At 72.1% G+C, this 15,722-nt stretch carries 12 protein-coding genes and 1 tRNA gene; 1 reads left to right on the forward strand and 12 read right to left on the reverse strand.

All coding sequences use genetic code 11. The features are described from left to right. Positions 1–9: 9 nt before the first annotated feature. The 3 genes from J2S63_RS03925 to J2S63_RS03935 form a co-directional block, all read right to left on the reverse strand. The gene (locus tag J2S63_RS03925; RefSeq protein ID WP_310298870.1) at positions 10–1,152 is read right to left on the reverse strand and encodes a branched-chain amino acid ABC transporter substrate-binding protein; all 1,143 of its coding nucleotides are present in this window, start codon (positions 1,150–1,152) and stop codon (positions 10–12) included. A 157-nt stretch (positions 1,153–1,309) separates the two neighbouring features. Next, positions 1,310–1,939, reverse strand: a complete 630-nt coding sequence (locus J2S63_RS03930; RefSeq protein WP_310298872.1) for an ANTAR domain-containing response regulator — start codon at positions 1,937–1,939, stop codon at positions 1,310–1,312. Positions 1,940–1,982: 43 nt separating this feature from the next. Further along, the gene (locus tag J2S63_RS03935) at positions 1,983–2,243 is read right to left on the reverse strand and encodes a hypothetical protein (protein WP_310298875.1); all 261 of its coding nucleotides are present in this window, start codon (positions 2,241–2,243) and stop codon (positions 1,983–1,985) included. Positions 2,244–2,421: 178 nt separating this feature from the next. On the opposite strand from J2S63_RS03935, the gene J2S63_RS03940 reads away from it, so the two are divergent. Beyond that, positions 2,422–2,495: transfer RNA gene (locus J2S63_RS03940), tRNA-Leu, on the forward strand. An 8-nt stretch (positions 2,496–2,503) separates the two neighbouring features. Here J2S63_RS03940 and pyk read toward each other — a convergent pair. The 9 genes from pyk to trpC all read right to left on the reverse strand — a co-directional run bounded on the left by pyk (position 2,504) and on the right by trpC (position 15,512). Further along, positions 2,504–3,961: a pyruvate kinase gene (pyk, locus tag J2S63_RS03945; protein WP_310298877.1), complete on the reverse strand. Its 1,458-nt coding sequence runs from the start codon at positions 3,959–3,961 to the stop codon at positions 2,504–2,506. A 68-nt stretch (positions 3,962–4,029) separates the two neighbouring features. Continuing rightward, complete coding sequence (locus J2S63_RS03950; protein WP_310298880.1) at positions 4,030–5,487, reverse strand: glutamate synthase subunit beta; 1,458 nt, start codon at positions 5,485–5,487, stop codon at positions 4,030–4,032. A gap of 32 nt (positions 5,488–5,519) precedes the next feature. Beyond that, positions 5,520–10,061 (reverse strand): glutamate synthase large subunit, encoded by a 4,542-nt coding sequence (gltB, locus tag J2S63_RS03955; RefSeq protein ID WP_310298882.1) that lies wholly within the window; start codon positions 10,059–10,061, stop codon positions 5,520–5,522. Positions 10,062–10,319: 258 nt separating this feature from the next. Next, on the reverse strand, positions 10,320–11,063 hold the full coding sequence (locus J2S63_RS03960) for a VIT1/CCC1 transporter family protein (RefSeq protein WP_310298885.1): 744 nt from the start codon (positions 11,061–11,063) through the stop codon (positions 10,320–10,322). Continuing rightward, positions 11,060–11,953 (reverse strand): prolipoprotein diacylglyceryl transferase, encoded by an 894-nt coding sequence (gene lgt / locus J2S63_RS03965; RefSeq protein ID WP_310298888.1) that lies wholly within the window; start codon positions 11,951–11,953, stop codon positions 11,060–11,062. The genes J2S63_RS03960 and lgt overlap by 4 nt, the downstream gene beginning before the upstream one ends. Beyond that, complete coding sequence (locus J2S63_RS03970) at positions 11,950–12,618, reverse strand: SCO family protein (protein WP_310298893.1); 669 nt, start codon at positions 12,616–12,618, stop codon at positions 11,950–11,952. The genes lgt and J2S63_RS03970 overlap by 4 nt, the downstream gene beginning before the upstream one ends. Continuing rightward, a complete protein-coding gene (gene trpA / locus J2S63_RS03975) occupies positions 12,611–13,441 on the reverse strand; it encodes a tryptophan synthase subunit alpha (RefSeq protein WP_310298897.1) in 831 nt (276 codons plus the stop codon). Before trpA ends, J2S63_RS03970 begins: the two co-directional genes overlap by 8 nt. Continuing rightward, positions 13,438–14,667, reverse strand: a complete 1,230-nt coding sequence (gene trpB, locus J2S63_RS03980; RefSeq protein ID WP_310298902.1) for a tryptophan synthase subunit beta — start codon at positions 14,665–14,667, stop codon at positions 13,438–13,440. The genes trpA and trpB overlap by 4 nt, the downstream gene beginning before the upstream one ends. A 17-nt stretch (positions 14,668–14,684) precedes the next feature. Next, a complete protein-coding gene (gene trpC, locus J2S63_RS03985; RefSeq protein WP_310298905.1) occupies positions 14,685–15,512 on the reverse strand; it encodes an indole-3-glycerol phosphate synthase TrpC in 828 nt (275 codons plus the stop codon). Positions 15,513–15,722 lie beyond the last annotated feature (210 nt).

The following is a 15,722-nucleotide window of genomic DNA, read 5'->3' on the forward strand; positions in this document are numbered from 1 at the left end:
CCCGTCAGGTCACTTGATCGGCTCGGGGTTCTCCGTGTCGAGCTTGCCGCCCTTGACCTTGTAGACGTAGATCGTCGACTGCTTGATGTCGCCCTTGTCGTCGAAGGCGATCGGGCCGCTCACGCCCTCACCGGAGTAGCTGCCGATGAAGTCGTTGATCTTCTCGGGGCTGTCCGCGCCGTCCTTCAGCGCCGCCAGGAAGATGTTGGCTGCGTCGTAGGACTGGGTGGTGTAGAGGCCCGCGTCGTTGCCGGTGACCTTCTTGACCTTGGCGCCGAAGTCCGCCGGAGCGGGACCGGCCGGAGCCGACAGGAGCGCACCCTCGGCGGCCTGGCCGGCCACCTTCACGAAGGACGGGTCCTCCGCGCCGTCACCCGACATGAATGCGCCCTTGAAGCCACCCTGGCGCAGCTGCTTGGCGAGCAGGCCGGCCTCGGTGTAGTAGCCGCCGTAGAAGATCGCGTCGGCGCCGGAGGAGGTCACCTTCTGGACGACCGCCGACATGTCGGTCTGGCCGACCTGGATCTGGTCGGAGCCGACCATCGCCGAGCCGAGGCCGGTCTTGACCACACCGGCCAGGCCCTTGCTGTAGTCCTGCGCGTCGTCGACGACGTAGACCTTCTTGGCGCCCACGGTCTCGGTGAGGTACTTCGCGTCGGCCTCGCCCTGCGCCTGGTCGTTGCCGATGACGCGGTGCCAGGTGGTCCAGCCCTGCTGGGTGATGGTCACGTTGGTGGCCGAGGGGGAGATCGACGGGAGACCGGCCTCGAAGAACGTCTTGCCGGTGGCCAGCGACTCACCGGAGAAGCCGGGGCCGATCAGACCGATGATGGTCTTGTCGTTGACGATCTGGGTCGCCAGCGCCGGGGCCTTCTCGGGGTTGCCCTGGGAGTCGAACTGCTTGAGCTTGACCTCGCAGTCGGCGCTCTTGTTGTACTCGTCGAGCGCGGTCTGGATGCCGTAGACCATGTTGAGGCCGAGGGCGCCCGCGTCACCGGTCGTCGCGCCGAGGAAGGCGAGGTTCTGCTCGGTGCAGTCCTTGCCGCCGCCTCCGCCGCCTCCGGCGTTGCTGTCGCCGTTGTCGCTGCCGCAAGCGGCCAGCGAGAACGCGGCCGCGGTCGCCGCAGCGGCGATGCGCCAGGAGCGGTTCATGCGAATCATGGGTCCTCCGTCGGGAGTCGTCAGGCGGCCCTCGCCCCGAGGTGAGGACCAGTGGTTGGCCGGAACCTAGCACCGCGCAGGCGCGATCCCGGGGTCCCAGGACCGTGTCGAACGGCCTGTCGTTAGGAACTTGTGACCTGGGGCGCGGTCACTCGTCGCCGGGCTGGACGCTCCGCGCCGCGACCTCGGGACCGTGACGGACCACGCCCTCGGCCACCTGCCGCATCGAGAGGCGCAGGTCCATCGCCGTCTTCTGGATCCAGCGGAAGGCCTCGGGCTCGGTCAGGTCGAGCTGCTGCTGCAGCACGCCCTTGGCCCGGTCGACGGCCTTGCGGGTCTCGAGCCGCTCGTGGAGCTCGGCCACCTCGGCCTCGAGCGTGCTGATCTCGGCGTAGCGGCTGACCGCCATCTCGATGGCGGGCACGAGGTCGTTCTTGGTGAACGGCTTGACCACGTAGGCCATCGCTCCCGCGTCCCGCGCCCTCTCCACCAGCTCGCGCTGGCCGAAGGCGGTCAGGATGACGACCGGGGCGATGCGCTGCTCGGCGATGCGCTGCGCGGCCGAGATCCCGTCGAGCCTCGGCATCTTGACGTCGAGGACGACCAGGTCGGGACGCTCCTGCTCGGCCAGCCGGATGGCCTCCTCGCCGTCCGAGGCCTGGCCCACCACGTCGTACCCCTCCTCGCCGAGCATCTCGGCCAGGTCCATGCGGATGAGCGCCTGGTCCTCGGCGATCACCACCCGCAGGCGCGGCGCGGCACGGTCGGTGGTCGTCACGGCACCCAGGGTAGTCAGCGCGGAGGACGGCCGCCGCGCGGCGTCAGGCGCCCGAGGAGGGATGACGCTGCTGGGCCACCAGCGGGACGTCGAGGTCGAGGTCCCGCTCGAGCTCGAGGGCGGCCTGGCGCTCCTCCTCGTGGTCGGCGAGGAACAGCTCGACGGCGTCCCGCTCGACCCGCGCGCGGGAGAGCTCGGTGGTCGCGCCGCGGGCGTTGCGCACGGCTCGCTCCTGGCTGCTCAGGCGGACCGCGAGGTCCCTCCCGACCTGGACCAGCTGGTCCCACAGCGTGCTGCTCGCCACGTGCTCGCTCTCTCCTCGGCGTCGGTCGTCGCGGCCCACCCTGCCACCCACGTCCGCCGCTTTCAACGATGGTGGTCGCATCACCGGTCCCCTCACTGCCTGCGAGGGTCCCGGCCTCGCCGAGCAGGTCGTCCCGAGCCGGACACCGCCGCCGGGTCGGATAACGTGACCCGCGCAAGCCCCGGTAGCCCAATCGGCAGAGGCAGTGGTCTCAAACACCATCCAGTGTGGGTTCGAGTCCCACCCGGGGCACTCCTCGGTCAGGAGCGCGTGCGGCGGTAGGCCGGCGCGACCTCGTTGATCGCGTCACCCATGCGGTGGATCCGCAGCGCGTTGGTCGACCCGGGGATGCCGGGCGGGCTGCCGGCGATGATCACCACCAGGTCGCCCTCCTTGACCCGGCCGATGCGCAGCAGCGACTCGTCGACCTGGCGCACCATCTCGTCGGTGTGGTCGACGGACTCGCCGATGAAGGTCTCGATCCCCCACGAGAGCGACAGCTGGGACCGCACCACCGGCACCGGGGTGAAGGCGAGGATCGGGATCGCGCTGCGCAGCCGCGACAGCCGGCGCGCGGAGTCACCGCTCTGGGTGAACGCGACGAGGTACTTCGCGCCGACGCGCTCGGCGACCTCGACCGCGGCCTTGGCGATGACGCCCCCACGGGTGCGGGGCTGCCAGTCGATGGCGGCCATGTGCTCGAGCTCGTGGTCCTCGGTGGACTCCACGATGCGGGCCATGGTCCGCACCGTCTCGATGGGGTACTCCCCCACGCTCGTCTCGCCGGAGAGCATCACCGCGTCGGCGCCGTCGAGCACCGCGTTGGCGACGTCGGAGGCCTCCGCGCGGGTCGGGCGCGGCGCGGTGATCATCGACTCCAGCATCTGGGTGGCGACGATGACCGGCTTGGCGTTGCGGCGAGCGGCCTCGATCACGCGCTTCTGGAGGAACGGCACGTCCTCGAGGGGGCACTCCACACCGAGGTCGCCGCGGGCGACCATGAAGGCGTCGAAGGCCTTGATGATCTCGGTGAGGTTGTCGATCGCCTGCGGCTTCTCGATCTTGGCCACGACGGGGAGCCAGACGCCCTCCTCGTCCATGATCGCGCGCACCTCGGCGGCGTCCTCGGCGTTGCGGACGAACGAGAGCGCGATCAGGTCGACGGTCTGGCGCAGCGCCCAGCGCAGGTCGGCCCGGTCCTTGTCGGTCATCGCCGGCACGGAGACCGGGACGCCGGGCAGGTTGATCCCCTTGTGGTTGCTGATGCGGCCGGCGACCAGGACACGGGTGAGCACGTCGGTGTCGTTCTTCTCGAGCACCTCGAGGTGCACACGGCCGTCGTCGATGAGCACCTGGTCGCCGGGGTTCACGTCACCGGGCAGGCCCTGGTAGGTCGTCGGCACCAGCAACCGGTCGTGGGTGTCGGCGACGTCCCGCGTGGTGATGGTCAGGCGGTCGTCGGCACCGAGGTCGACCGGTCCGTGGGGCAGCTTGCCCAGCCGGATCTTGGGGCCCTGGAGGTCGACGAGCACGCCGACGCTCTTGCCCACCTTGTCCGAGGCCTGGCGCACCATCGCGTAGACCTTCTCGTGGTCCTCGTAGGCGCCGTGGCTGAGGTTGAGCCGCGCGACGTCCATCCCGGCCTCGACGAGCTCGAGGATGCGCTCGGGGGTGGAGGTCGCCGGACCCAGGGTGCACACGATCTTGGCTCTCCGCACCCCTCGACCCTACGGCACGCGACGTGAGGATTGGAACGATCACAGCACCCGGGGCGGGCGGACCCGGGTCAGACGACGAGGGGGCGCTCCGTGGGCGGGATGGGGGCGGGGAGCGTCGTGCTGCCGGTGAGGTAGGTGTCGACCGCGGCGGCGGCCGCACGGCCCTCGGCGATCGCCCACACGATGAGGGACTGGCCGCGACCGGCGTCACCGGCGACGAAGACACCGGGGACGGTGGTCTTGTAGTCCTTGTCCCGCTTGACGTTGCCGCGCTCGTCCAGCTCGACGCCGAGCTGCTCGACGAGACCCGGACGCTCGGGGCCGGTGAAGCCCATCGCGAAGAGCACCAGCTGGGCCGGGATCTCGCGCTCGGTGCCCTCGACCGGCTGGAACTTCGCGTCCACCTCGCAGATCCGCAGCGCGCGCACCTGGCCGTCGTCGTCGCCGAGGAACTCGGTCGTCGACGCGGCGTACAGGCGCTCGCCGCCCTCCTCGTGGGCGGAGGAGACGCGGAACGTCATCGGGTAGGTCGGCCACGGCTGGTGGGGCGCGCGGTCCGTGCCCGGCTGCGGCATGATCTCCAGCTGCGTGATGGAGCGGGCCTCCTGGCGGATGGCCGTGCCGAGGCAGTCGGCACCGGTGTCGCCACCACCGATGATGACGACGTCCTTGCCGGTGGCCAGGACCTGGTCCTCGACCTCCTCGCCGCGGGCGACGCGGTTGGCCTGGGGCAGGTAGTGCATCGCCTGGTGGATCCCGCCGAGCTCGCGGCCGGGGACGTCGAGGTCGCGGGCCACGGTCGACCCCGTGGCCAGGACGACGGCGTCGAAGCGCTCGAGCAGCTGCTGCCCGCCGACCTTGTCGCCGACGGCGACGTTGTTGCGGAAGATCGTGCCCTCGCGCTCCATCTGGCGGAGGCGACGGTCGAGGACACGCTTCTCCATCTTGAACTCGGGGATGCCGTAGCGCAGCAGACCGCCGGGACGGTCGGCCCGCTCGTATACCGCGACGGTGTGGCCCGCCCGGGTGAGCTGCTGGGCGACGGCGAGACCGGCCGGGCCCGAGCCGACGACGGCGACGGTCTTGCCGGTCAGCCACTCCGGGGGCTGAGGCCGGACCATGCCGGACTCCCAGGCCTTGTCGGCGATGGCGACCTCGACGTTCTTGATCGTCACCGGGTCCTGGTTGATGCCCAGCACGCAGGCGGTCTCGCACGGAGCAGGACAGAGCCGACCGGTGAACTCCGGGAAGTTGTTGGTCGCGTGGAGGCGTTCGACGGCGTCCTCCCAGTCCTCGCGCCAGACCAGGTCGTTCCACTCGGGGATCAGGTTGCCCAGCGGGCAGCCCTGGTGGCAGAACGGGATGCCGCAGTCCATGCAGCGACCCGCCTGGGTCTTGATGATCGGCAGCAGCGCACGACCCGGGGACTCCGGGTATACCTCGTGCCAGTCGTGCACCCGCTCCTCGACGGGACGACGGTCGGCGACCTCGCGACCGTTCTTGAGGAAACCGCGTGGGTCAGCCATTCTGTGCCCTCTCTTCCGTGTGCTCGCTGCGCTCACCCATGGAGGACCTCCATGATCCGGGCGGCGGCCTCGTCCTCGCTGAGGCCCTCCTCGAGGGCCTCGGCTCGGGCGTCGAGGACCCGCTTGTAGTCGCTGGGCATGACCTCGGTGAAGCGCGTCACCGAGCTCTCCCAGTCCTGCAGGAGCGCGGCCGCGACGGTGGAGCCGGTCTCCTCGTGGTGGCGTCGCACCAGGTCGTGCAGCTCGGTGGCCGCGTCGTCGACGACCGGGCCGAGCTCGACGAGCTCGTGGTTGACCCGGCCCTCGTCGAGGTCGAGCACGAACGCGTAGCCGCCGGACATGCCCGCGGCGAAGTTGCGCCCGGTGGGACCGAGGACGACGACCTTGCCCCCGGTCATGTACTCGCAGCCGTGGTCGCCCACGCCCTCGACGACGGCGCTGGCACCGGAGTTGCGGACGCAGAACCGCTCGCCAACCTGGCCGCGGAGGTAGATCTCGCCGCTGGTCGCGCCGTAGCCGATCACGTTGCCGGCGATGATCTGCTGCGAGGCGTCGAAGGTCGCCTCCTGCGCCGGGCGTACGACGATGCGGCCGCCGGACAGGCCCTTGCCGACGTAGTCGTTGGCGTCGCCCTCGAGCCGCAGCGTGACGCCGCGCGGGAGGAAGGCGCCGAACGACTGGCCGGCCGACCCGGTGAAGGTGAGGTCGATCGTGCCGTCGGGCAGCCCCTCGCCCTTGTAGCGCTTGGTCACCTCGTGGCCGAGGATCGTGCCGACGGTGCGGTTGACGTTGCGCACCTGGAGCTGCGCCCGGACCGGCTCGCCCCTGTCGAGCGCGTCGGCGCAGATGCGGACCAGCTCGTTGTCCAGGGCCTTGTCCAGCCCGTGGTCCTGGCCGGTGGTGTGGTGCAGCGCCGCACCCTCGGGGAGCTCGGGCCGGTGCAGGATCGGCGTCAGGTCGAGGCCCGCGGCCTTCCAGTGCTGGACCGCGCGGACCGTGTCGAGCGCCTCGACGTGACCGATCGCCTCGTCCAGGCTGCGGAAGCCCAGCGCGGCGAGGTGCTCGCGCACCTCCTCGGCGATGTACTCGAAGAACGTCACCACGAACTCCGGCTTGCCGGTGAAGCGCTCGCGCAGGACAGGGTTCTGCGTCGCGACGCCCACCGGGCAGGTGTCGAGGTGGCAGACCCGCATCATGATGCAGCCCGAGACCACCAACGGCGCGGTCGCGAAGCCGTACTCCTCGGCACCGAGCAGCGCGGCGATGACGACGTCGCGGCCGGTCTTGAGCTGCCCGTCGCACTGCACGACGATGCGGTCGCGCAGGTTGTTGAGCAGCAGCGTCTGCTGGGTCTCGGCCAGGCCGAGCTCCCACGGACCACCGGCGTGCTTGAGCGACGTGAGCGGCGAGGCGCCCGTGCCGCCGTCGTGGCCGGAGATCAGCACCACGTCGGCGTGCGCCTTGGAGACGCCGGCCGCGACCGTGCCCACGCCGACCTCGGCGACCAGCTTGACGTGCACGCGGGCCGAGGGGTTGGCGTTCTTGAGGTCGTGGATCAGCTGGGCCAGGTCCTCGATCGAGTAGATGTCGTGGTGCGGCGGCGGCGAGATCAGGCCCACGCCGGGCGTGCTGTGCCGGGTCTTGGCCACCCACGGGTAGACCTTGTGGCCGGGCAGCTGGCCGCCCTCGCCGGGCTTGGCACCCTGCGCCATCTTGATCTGGATGTCGTCGGAGTTGGTGAGGTACTCCGCGGTCACGCCGAAGCGGCCCGAGGCGACCTGCTTGATCGACGAGCGGCGCTCGGGGTCGTAGAGCCGGTCGGGGTCCTCGCCGCCCTCGCCGGTGTTGGACTTGCCGCCGAGGCGGTTCATCGCGATCGCGAGGGTCTCGTGGGCCTCCTTGCTGATCGACCCGTAGGACATCGCACCGGTCGAGAACCGCTTGACGATCTCGGAGACCGGCTCGACCTCCTCGATCGGCACCGGGGTGCGGCCCAGCGCCTCGGCGCCCTTGAGCTCGAACAGGCCGCGCAGCGTCATCAGCCGCTCCGACTGGGTGTCCACGCGGGAGGTGTACTGCTTGAAGACGTCGTAGCGCTGGCTGCGGGTGGAGTGCTGCAGCCGGAAGACCGTCTCGGGGTCGAACAGGTGCGGCTCGCCCTCGCGGCGCCACTGGTACTCCCCGCCCACCTCGAGCGTGCGGTGCGCGGACGGCACGCCGTCGGCGGGGTAGGCACGGGCGTGGCGGCGGGCGACCTCCTCGGCGATGACGTCGAGACCGACGCCGCCGAGCTTGCTCACCGTGCCGGTGAAGTAACGGTCGACGACGTCCTGGGCCAGGCCGACGGCCTCGAAGATCTGCGCGCCGGTGTAGGAGGCGACCGTCGAGACGCCCATCTTGCTCATCACCTTGAGCACGCCCTTGCCGAGCGCCTTGACCAGGTTGCGGACGGCCTGGTCGGTGTCCACGTCGACGAAGTAGCCGTCGCGGGCGAGGTCCTCGACGGACTCCATCGCGAGGTAGGGGTTGACCGCCGCGGCGCCGTAGCCGACCAGCAGCGCGACGTGGTGGACCTCGCGGACGTCACCGGCCTCGACGACGAGACCGACCTGGGTGCGGGTCTTCTCCCGGACCAGGTGGTGGTGCACCGCGGCGGTGAGCAGCAGCGACGGGATCGGCGCCAGCTCGGCGGTCGAGTGGCGGTCCGAGAGGAGGATGATCCGGGCCCCGGCGGCGATCGCCTCGGAGACCTCGCGGCAGATCTCGTCGATCTTCTGCGCGAGCGCGGGGCCGCCGCCGTCGACGTCGTAGAGCCCGCGCGCCACGTGGGTGACGAAGCCGGGCATGTCGCCGTCGCGGTTGATGTGCAGGATCTTGGCGAGCTCGTCGTTGTCGATCACCGGGAAGGGCAGGACGACCTGGCGGCACGAGCGCGGGCTCGGCTCGAGCAGGTTGGACTCCGGGCCGATGGATCCGGCCAGCGAGGTCACCAGCTCCTCGCGGATCGCGTCGAGCGGCGGGTTGGTCACCTGCGCGAACAGCTGGGAGAAGTAGTCGAACAGCATCCGCGGACGCTCCGACAGGGCCGCGATCGGGGTGTCGGTGCCCATCGAGCCGATCGGCTCCATGCCCGTCCTGGCCATCGGGGTGAGCAGGACGCGCTTCTCCTCCTCGGAGTAGCCGAACACCTGCTGGCGCCGGGTGACCGAGGCGTGCGTGTGGACGATGTGCTCCCGCTCCGGGAGGTCGGGGAGCCGCACGAGGCCGGCGTGCAGCCACTCGTCGTACGGGTGCTCGCTCGCGAGCTGGTCCTTGATCTCCTCGTCCTCGATGATCCGGTGCTCCTCGGTGTCGACGAGGAACATGCGACCGGGCTGGAGCCGGCCCTTGCGGACCACCTTGGACTGGTCGATGTCGAGCACGCCGACCTCGGAGGCCAGGACCACGAGACCGTCGTCGGTCACCCAGTAGCGGCTGGGGCGCAGGCCGTTGCGGTCGAGCACCGCGCCGATCTGCTTGCCGTCGGTGAAGACGACGCAGGCGGGCCCGTCCCACGGCTCCATGACGGTGGAGTGGAAGCCGTAGAAGGCGCGCCGCAGCTCGCTCATCTCGGCGTGGTTCTCCCACGCCTCCGGGATCATCATCAGCACCGAGTGGGGCAGGCTGCGGCCGCCGAGGTGCAGCAGCTCGAGCACCTCGTCGAAGGACGCCGAGTCGCTGGCGCCGGGGGTGCAGATCGGGAACAGGCGCGACAGGTCGCCGGGGATCTTGTCGCTGGCGAGCAGGGCCTCGCGGGCCCGCATCCAGTTGCGGTTGCCCATCACGGTGTTGATCTCGCCGTTGTGGGCGATGAAGCGGAACGGGTGGGCCAGCGGCCAGCTCGGGAAGGTGTTGGTGGAGAAGCGGGAGTGGACCACCGCGACGGCGGACTCCATGCGCTCGTCGACCAGGTCGGGGAAGAACCGGTCGAGCTGGTCGGTGGTGAGCATGCCCTTGTAGGCCAGGGTGCGCGAGGACAGCGAGGGGAAGTAGACCCCGGTGTCGCGCTCGGCGCGCTTGCGCAGGCAGAAGGCGCGACGCTCCAGCGTCATCTGGTCCCCGGCGCCGCCGGCTCCTCCGGCCAGCGAGACGAACAGCTGCACGAAGGTCGGCATGACGCTGCGGGCGGTGGCACCGAGCAGGTCGGGCTCGGTCGGCACCTCGCGCCAGCCGAGCACGGTCAGGTCCTCCTCGGCCGCGAGCTCCTCGATCGCCTTGCGGGCGGCGAGCACCTCCTCATCGTCACCGGGGATGAAAGCGGTGCCGACGGCGTAGGAGCCGGCGTCGGGCAGGTCGAACCCGGCCACGTCGCGCAGGAACCGGTCGGGGACCTGGAGCAGGATGCCGGCGCCGTCGCCGGAGTCCGGCTCGGCACCGACGGCACCGCGGTGCTCGAGGTTGCGGAGCGCCTGGACGGCCTGGGCGACGATCTCGTGGCTCGGCACCCCGGTCAGGGTGGCGACGAACGCCACCCCGCACGCGTCGTGCTCGAACCGGGGGTCGTAGAGCCCTTGGGGCGAGGGGTAGGCCTGCATGGCACGCCCTTTCCGTCGTCGTGGTCCGCGCGCCCTCGACCGGACGGGCGCTGCGGGTGGGAGGACGCCTCAGCCGTGCCCCGGTCTGCGGAGCCGTGCTGGGCGGCGTTCACGGCCTGGGACCGTCGGGCGGTCCGTCCGTGTGGTGTCCGTGTGGTTCGGTGCGGGACGACATTGGCCCGGGCGACCCGATCCTAAGGCATCGTACGGCGGCAGCGACCGCCGTTCTCAGCCCTGGAGCACCGCGGGCGGGGCCGGTCAGGCCCCGGTGGTGCCGACCAGGGAGCCCACGACGTAGGTGATCCCGGCGGCCGCGGCACCCAGGGACATCTGGCGGGCCCCGCCGAACCACCAGGCCCGGCTGGTCATCTGGGTGACCACCGCGCCGCACGCGAACAGGGCCGCCATGGTGACCAGCACGGCCGGCCACACCGAGGAGACGCCGAAGAAGTAGGGCGCGAGGGGCACCAGGGCCCCGATCGTGAAGGCGATGAACGACGACACCGCGGCCAGCATCGGGGAGGTGAGGTCGTCGGGGTCGATCCCGAACTCCTCCCGGGCGTGCACCGCGACCGCCTGCTCGGGGTCCTCGTGGATCTGCTCGGCCACCTGGGCGGCGAGCTCGGGGGTGAGCCCCTTGGCGACGTACATCGCCGCGAGCTCGGCCTGCTCGCCGGCGGAGTTGCGCTGGATCTCGCGCCGCTCCTTGTGGATCTCGTGCTGGGCGGCCTCGGCCTGGCTGGCGACCGAGGTGTACTCCCCCACCGCCATCGAGAAGGCGCCCGCCGAGAGGCCGGCGAGACCCGCGAGGATGACCGGCTTGGTCCCGGCCGAGGCGGCCGTGCCGCCCGCGACACCCGCGATGAGCGCGACGTTGGACACCAGGCCGTCCATGGCACCGAAGACGGCCGGGCGGAGCCAGCCGCCGGTGACGTCGGCGTGCTCGTGACCGATCTCTCCGTCGGAGTCGTGGGGGACGCCGGGTGCCAGCTCGTCGCTCATGAGGGAAGGCTAGCCGCGTCGCCGGACCCGTCGGCGGAGGCGTCGTCGCCTCCGGGTCCGGGCTCGACCAGCGCGGACTCCTCGCGGCCGGGGCGGCGTCGTCCCTGGACGACGAAGTAGGCCATCGACAGGACGAACAGCACGATCGAGGTCCACACGTTGAGCCGCAGGCCCAGGACGTCGTTGGCCTGGACCGGGTCGATGCGGAGCATCTCGATCCAGCCCCGCCCGACGCAGTAGGCCGCGACGTAGAGCGCGAACGCGCGCCCGTGGCCCAGCTTGAAGCGCCGGTCGGCCCAGATCACCAGGGCAGCGACCCCGATGTTCCAGACGAACTCGTAGAGGAACGCCGGGTGGAAGGTCGGGCTGTCCTCGTAGCCGGGGGGCCGGTGCGCGGGGTCGATCTCGAGGGCCCACGGGAGGTCGGACGGCTTGCCGAACAGCTCCTGGTTGAACCAGTTGCCCCAGCGCCCGATCGCCTGCGCCAAGACGATGCCGGGGGCCAGCGAGTCGGCCAGCGGCGCGAAGCGTACGCCGGCGCGCCGGGCCCCGATCCAGGCGCCGAGGGCGCCCAGCGCGATCGCCCCCCAGATGCCGAGGCCGCCGTGCCAGATCTTGAGGGCGTCGACGGGGTGCTTGCCCTCCCCGAAGTACTTCTCCCAGTCGGTGGCCACGTGGTAGAGCCGCCCGCCCACGATGCCGAACGGCACCGCGAAGAGCGCGATGTCCTGCACCTGGCCGGGCCGGCCGCCGCGGGCCTGCAGACGACGCTCCCCCAGCCACACCGCGACGACGATGCCGAGGATGATGCACAGCGCGTAGCCGCGGACCGGGAAGGGGCCGAGGTGCCACACACCCTGGCCGGGGCTGGGGATGGAGAGAGGGATCACGCGGGCTCCAGCAGGTCGGGGTCGGCGAGGGCGTCCTGGACGTCGGCGGCCAGCTTGGCGGCCGAGGTGCCCTCGGTCCAGACGACGCGGACCGAGGCCCGGTCGCCCGAGGACCCGGGGACGACGCCCAGCACCGGGGTGCTGTGGGTCACCTCGTAGCCGCCGGTCGGCAGCCGCTTGCCCGTCTCGATGGCGACGTGGAACGCGTCGCCGGCCCGGACCAGGTCGGGCAGCGGGCCGGTGAGGCCCTCGAAGGAGGGGTCGAAGCGGTCGAGGTAGGCGCGCAGCGTCGCGGTGTCGTCGCGGGCGGGGTCGGTGGTGACGAACAGCACGCGGACCTGCTGCGCCTGCTTCTCGCTGAGCCGCGCCATCGTGCTGGCCAGGTCGGACATGACCGCGATGCAGATGTCGGGGCAGTGCGTGTAGCCGAAGAAGACCAGCGTCAGCGGCTTGTCGAAGCGCGCGCTCAGCGGCTCGGTGCGGCCCGCGGTGTCCTCCAGCGGGATCGAGGGGACCGTGTAGGGCTGGTCGAGCACGGCACCGTAGAGCCCGTCGTCGGCGCGGGCCGGGTCGTCCGCCGCGCCCGAGGACCCGCCGCACGCCGCCAGGGGCAGCACGAGGGCCAGGACGGCTGCCCCGGCCGCCCGTCGGAGACGCTCAGGCACCGGTGCGCTCCCGCCCCCCGAGGGGAGCCCGGCGTACGCCGCCGGCGAGGTCCTCGGTCAGCGCGCGCAGGTCGGCCAGTCCCCGCTGCTCGTCGCCCTCGGCGTCGAGCAGGCGGCGCACGAAGGCCGAGCCGACGATCACCCCGTCGGCGTAGGCCGCGACCTCGGCGGCCTGGTCACCGTCGGAGACCCCGAGCCCGACCCCGATGGGCAGGTCGGTGACGGCGCGGGTGCGCGCGACCAGCGGGCCGGCCAGGTCGCTGGTCGAGGTGCGGGCGCCCGTGACGCCCATGACCGCGGTGGCGTAGACGAAGCCCGAGCAGTGCTCGGTGGTGAAACGCAGCCGCTCCTCGGTCGAGGACGGGGCCACCAGGAAGACGCGGTCGAGCCCGTGGGCCGCCGACGCCTCGAGCCACGGCCCGGCCTCCTCGGGGGTGATGTCGGGGGTGATCAGGCCTGACCCGCCGGCACTGGCGAGGTCGGCGGCGAAGCGCTCGACGCCGTAGCGCTCGACGGGGTTCCAGTAGGTCATCACCAGCGTCGCCACGCCGGTGGCCGCGACCCCCTCGACGACCCGCAGGACGTCGGCGGTGCGGGTGCCGGCCTCCAGCGCGTGCTGGGCGGCGGCCTGGATGGTGGGGCCGTCCATCACCGGGTCGGAGTAGGGCAGCCCGATCTCGATCACGTCGCAGCCCGCGTCGACCATCGTCTCCAGCGCGCGCACCGACCCCTCGACGGAGGGGTAGCCGGCGGGGAGGTAGCCGACCAGCGCGGCCCGGTCCTCGGCCCGCGCCCGGGCGAAGGCGTCGTCGACCCGGCTCACGCGCGACCCTCCTCGGCGTCGGAGTCGCCCAGGCCGAACCACGTCATCGCGGTGCCCATGTCCTTGTCGCCGCGGCCGGAGAGGTTGACCAGGATCATCGACCCGGGCATCTCCTGGGCCAGCCGCATGGTGCCGGCGATCGCGTGCGCCGACTCGATGGCGGGGATGATGCCCTCGGTGCGGGCGAGCAGGCGGAAGGCCTCCATCGCCTCGGCGTCGGTCACCGGGAGGTAGGTGGCCCGCCCGGTCTGCGCGAGGTGGGCGTGCTCCGGCCCGACGCCGGGGTAGTCGAGGCCCGCCGAGATCGAGTGTGACTCGGCGGTCTGGCCGTCCTCGTCCTGGAGGACGTAGGTGCGGGCGCCGTGCAGGACGCCGACGTCGCCGGCATGGATGGTGGCCGCGTGCCGCTTGGTGTCGACGCCGTCACCGGCCGCCTCGAACCCGACGATGCGCACCGAGGGGTCGTCGACGAAGCCGGCGAAGAGCCCGATCGCGTTGGAGCCGCCACCCACGCACGCGGTCACCGCGTCGGGGAGGGCGCCGGTCCGCGCCAGGCACTGGGCCCGGGCCTCGTCGCCGATGCCCCGGACGAACGAGCGGACCAGGCTCGGGAAGGGGTGCGGACCGGCGGCCGTGCCGAAGAGGTAGGCCGTGTGGTCCACCGAGGCGACCCAGTCGCGCAGCGCCTCGTTGATCGCGTCCTTGAGGGTGCGCGACCCGCTCTTGACCGAGACCACCTCGGCGCCGAGCAGCTGCATGCGGGCGACGTTGAGCGCCTGGCGCTCGGTGTCGACCTCGCCCATGTAGACCACGCAGTCGAGGCCGAGGTAGGCCGCCGCGGTGGCGCTGGCCACGCCGTGCTGGCCGGCCCCGGTCTCGGCGATCACCCGCGTCTTGCCCATGCGCTTGGTGAGCAGGGCCTGGCCGAGCACGTTGCGGATCTTGTGGGCGCCCGTGTGGTTGAGGTCCTCGCGCTTGAGCAGGATGCGGGCGCCCGCGACCTCGCTGAGCCGCGTGGCGTCGTACAGCATCGACGGCGTGCCGGCGTAGTCACGGAGCAGCCGCTCGAACTCACCGGTGAACTCGGGGTCGGCCATCGCGGCCTGCCAGGCGACGGTCAGCTCGTCGAGGGCGGCCATCAGTGCCTCGGGCATGAAGCGGCCGCCGAAGTCACCGAAGTGGCCCTGCTCGTCGGGCACGGCGTCGGGTGCGTGGGTCACGGACATGGGTCCTCCTGCGCGGGTCAGAGGGGCGGCCGCGCAGGGGCCCCTGCCCCGGCGGCCAGGAAGTCACGGACGGCCACGGCGGGGTCGCCGGTGCGGACGAGCGCCTCGCCGACGAGCACGACGTCGGCGCCCTGGTCGGCGAGGTCGGCGACGTCGGCGGCGTCGCGCACGCCCGACTCGGCGACGCGGACGACGCCGTCGGGGATGCGGGGCGCGACCCGGGCGAAGGCGTCGCGGTGGACCTCGAGGGTGCGCAGGTCGCGGGCGTTGACGCCGACCAGGCGGGCGCCGGCGTCGAGCGCGACGCCGACCTCGTCCTCGTCGTGCACCTCGACCAGGGGGGTCAGGCCCAGGCTGACCGCCTCGGCGTGGAGCTCGGCCAGCTCGTGGGGGTCGAGACCGGCCACGATGAGCAGCACCAGGTCGGCGCCGGCGGCGCGGGCCTCCCAGAGCTGGTAGGAGGTGACCAGGAAGTCCTTGCGCAGCAGCGGCGTCGGGACCGCGGCACGGACGGCCCGCAGGTCCTCGAGGCTGCCCTTGAAGCGTCGCTGCTCGGTCAGCACGCTGATCGCGGCCGCGCCGCCCTCGGCGTAGCGCGCCGCCAGCACGGTGGGGTCGGGGATGTCGGCCAGGTGCCCCTTGCTGGGGCTGGCCCGCTTGACCTCGGCGATGACCTGCACGCCGGGTCCTCGCAGCACCGGCATCGGGTCGAGGGCGGGCGCGGTGTCGGCGACCAGGTCGCGCAGCGCGTCGAGCGGCAGCGCCTGCTCGCGGGCGGCGAGGTCCTCCCGCACTCCGGCGATGATCTCGTCGAGGACCGATGCGGCGCGCGGCGTGGCCGGCATGGGCTTCCTCCGGACGTGCGAGGCACGTGACGACGTCTGACAGGGACGACCCCGTGAGGGGCCGGCCGGCGGCGTGCGCACGGCCAGGACCAGCGTCTCACGCGGGGCCAACGTCGGCGTAGCCGGACCGGCAGGCGGAGAGCCCCGCCGCCCACGGCCCCGAGGTGGTGACCGGTGTCGGATAGCGTCGGCGGGACCCGCACGCCCGCC

It is taken from the genome of Nocardioides marmoribigeumensis, from assembly GCF_031458325.1.
Lineage (GTDB): Bacteria > Actinomycetota > Actinomycetes > Propionibacteriales > Nocardioidaceae > Marmoricola_A > Marmoricola_A marmoribigeumensis.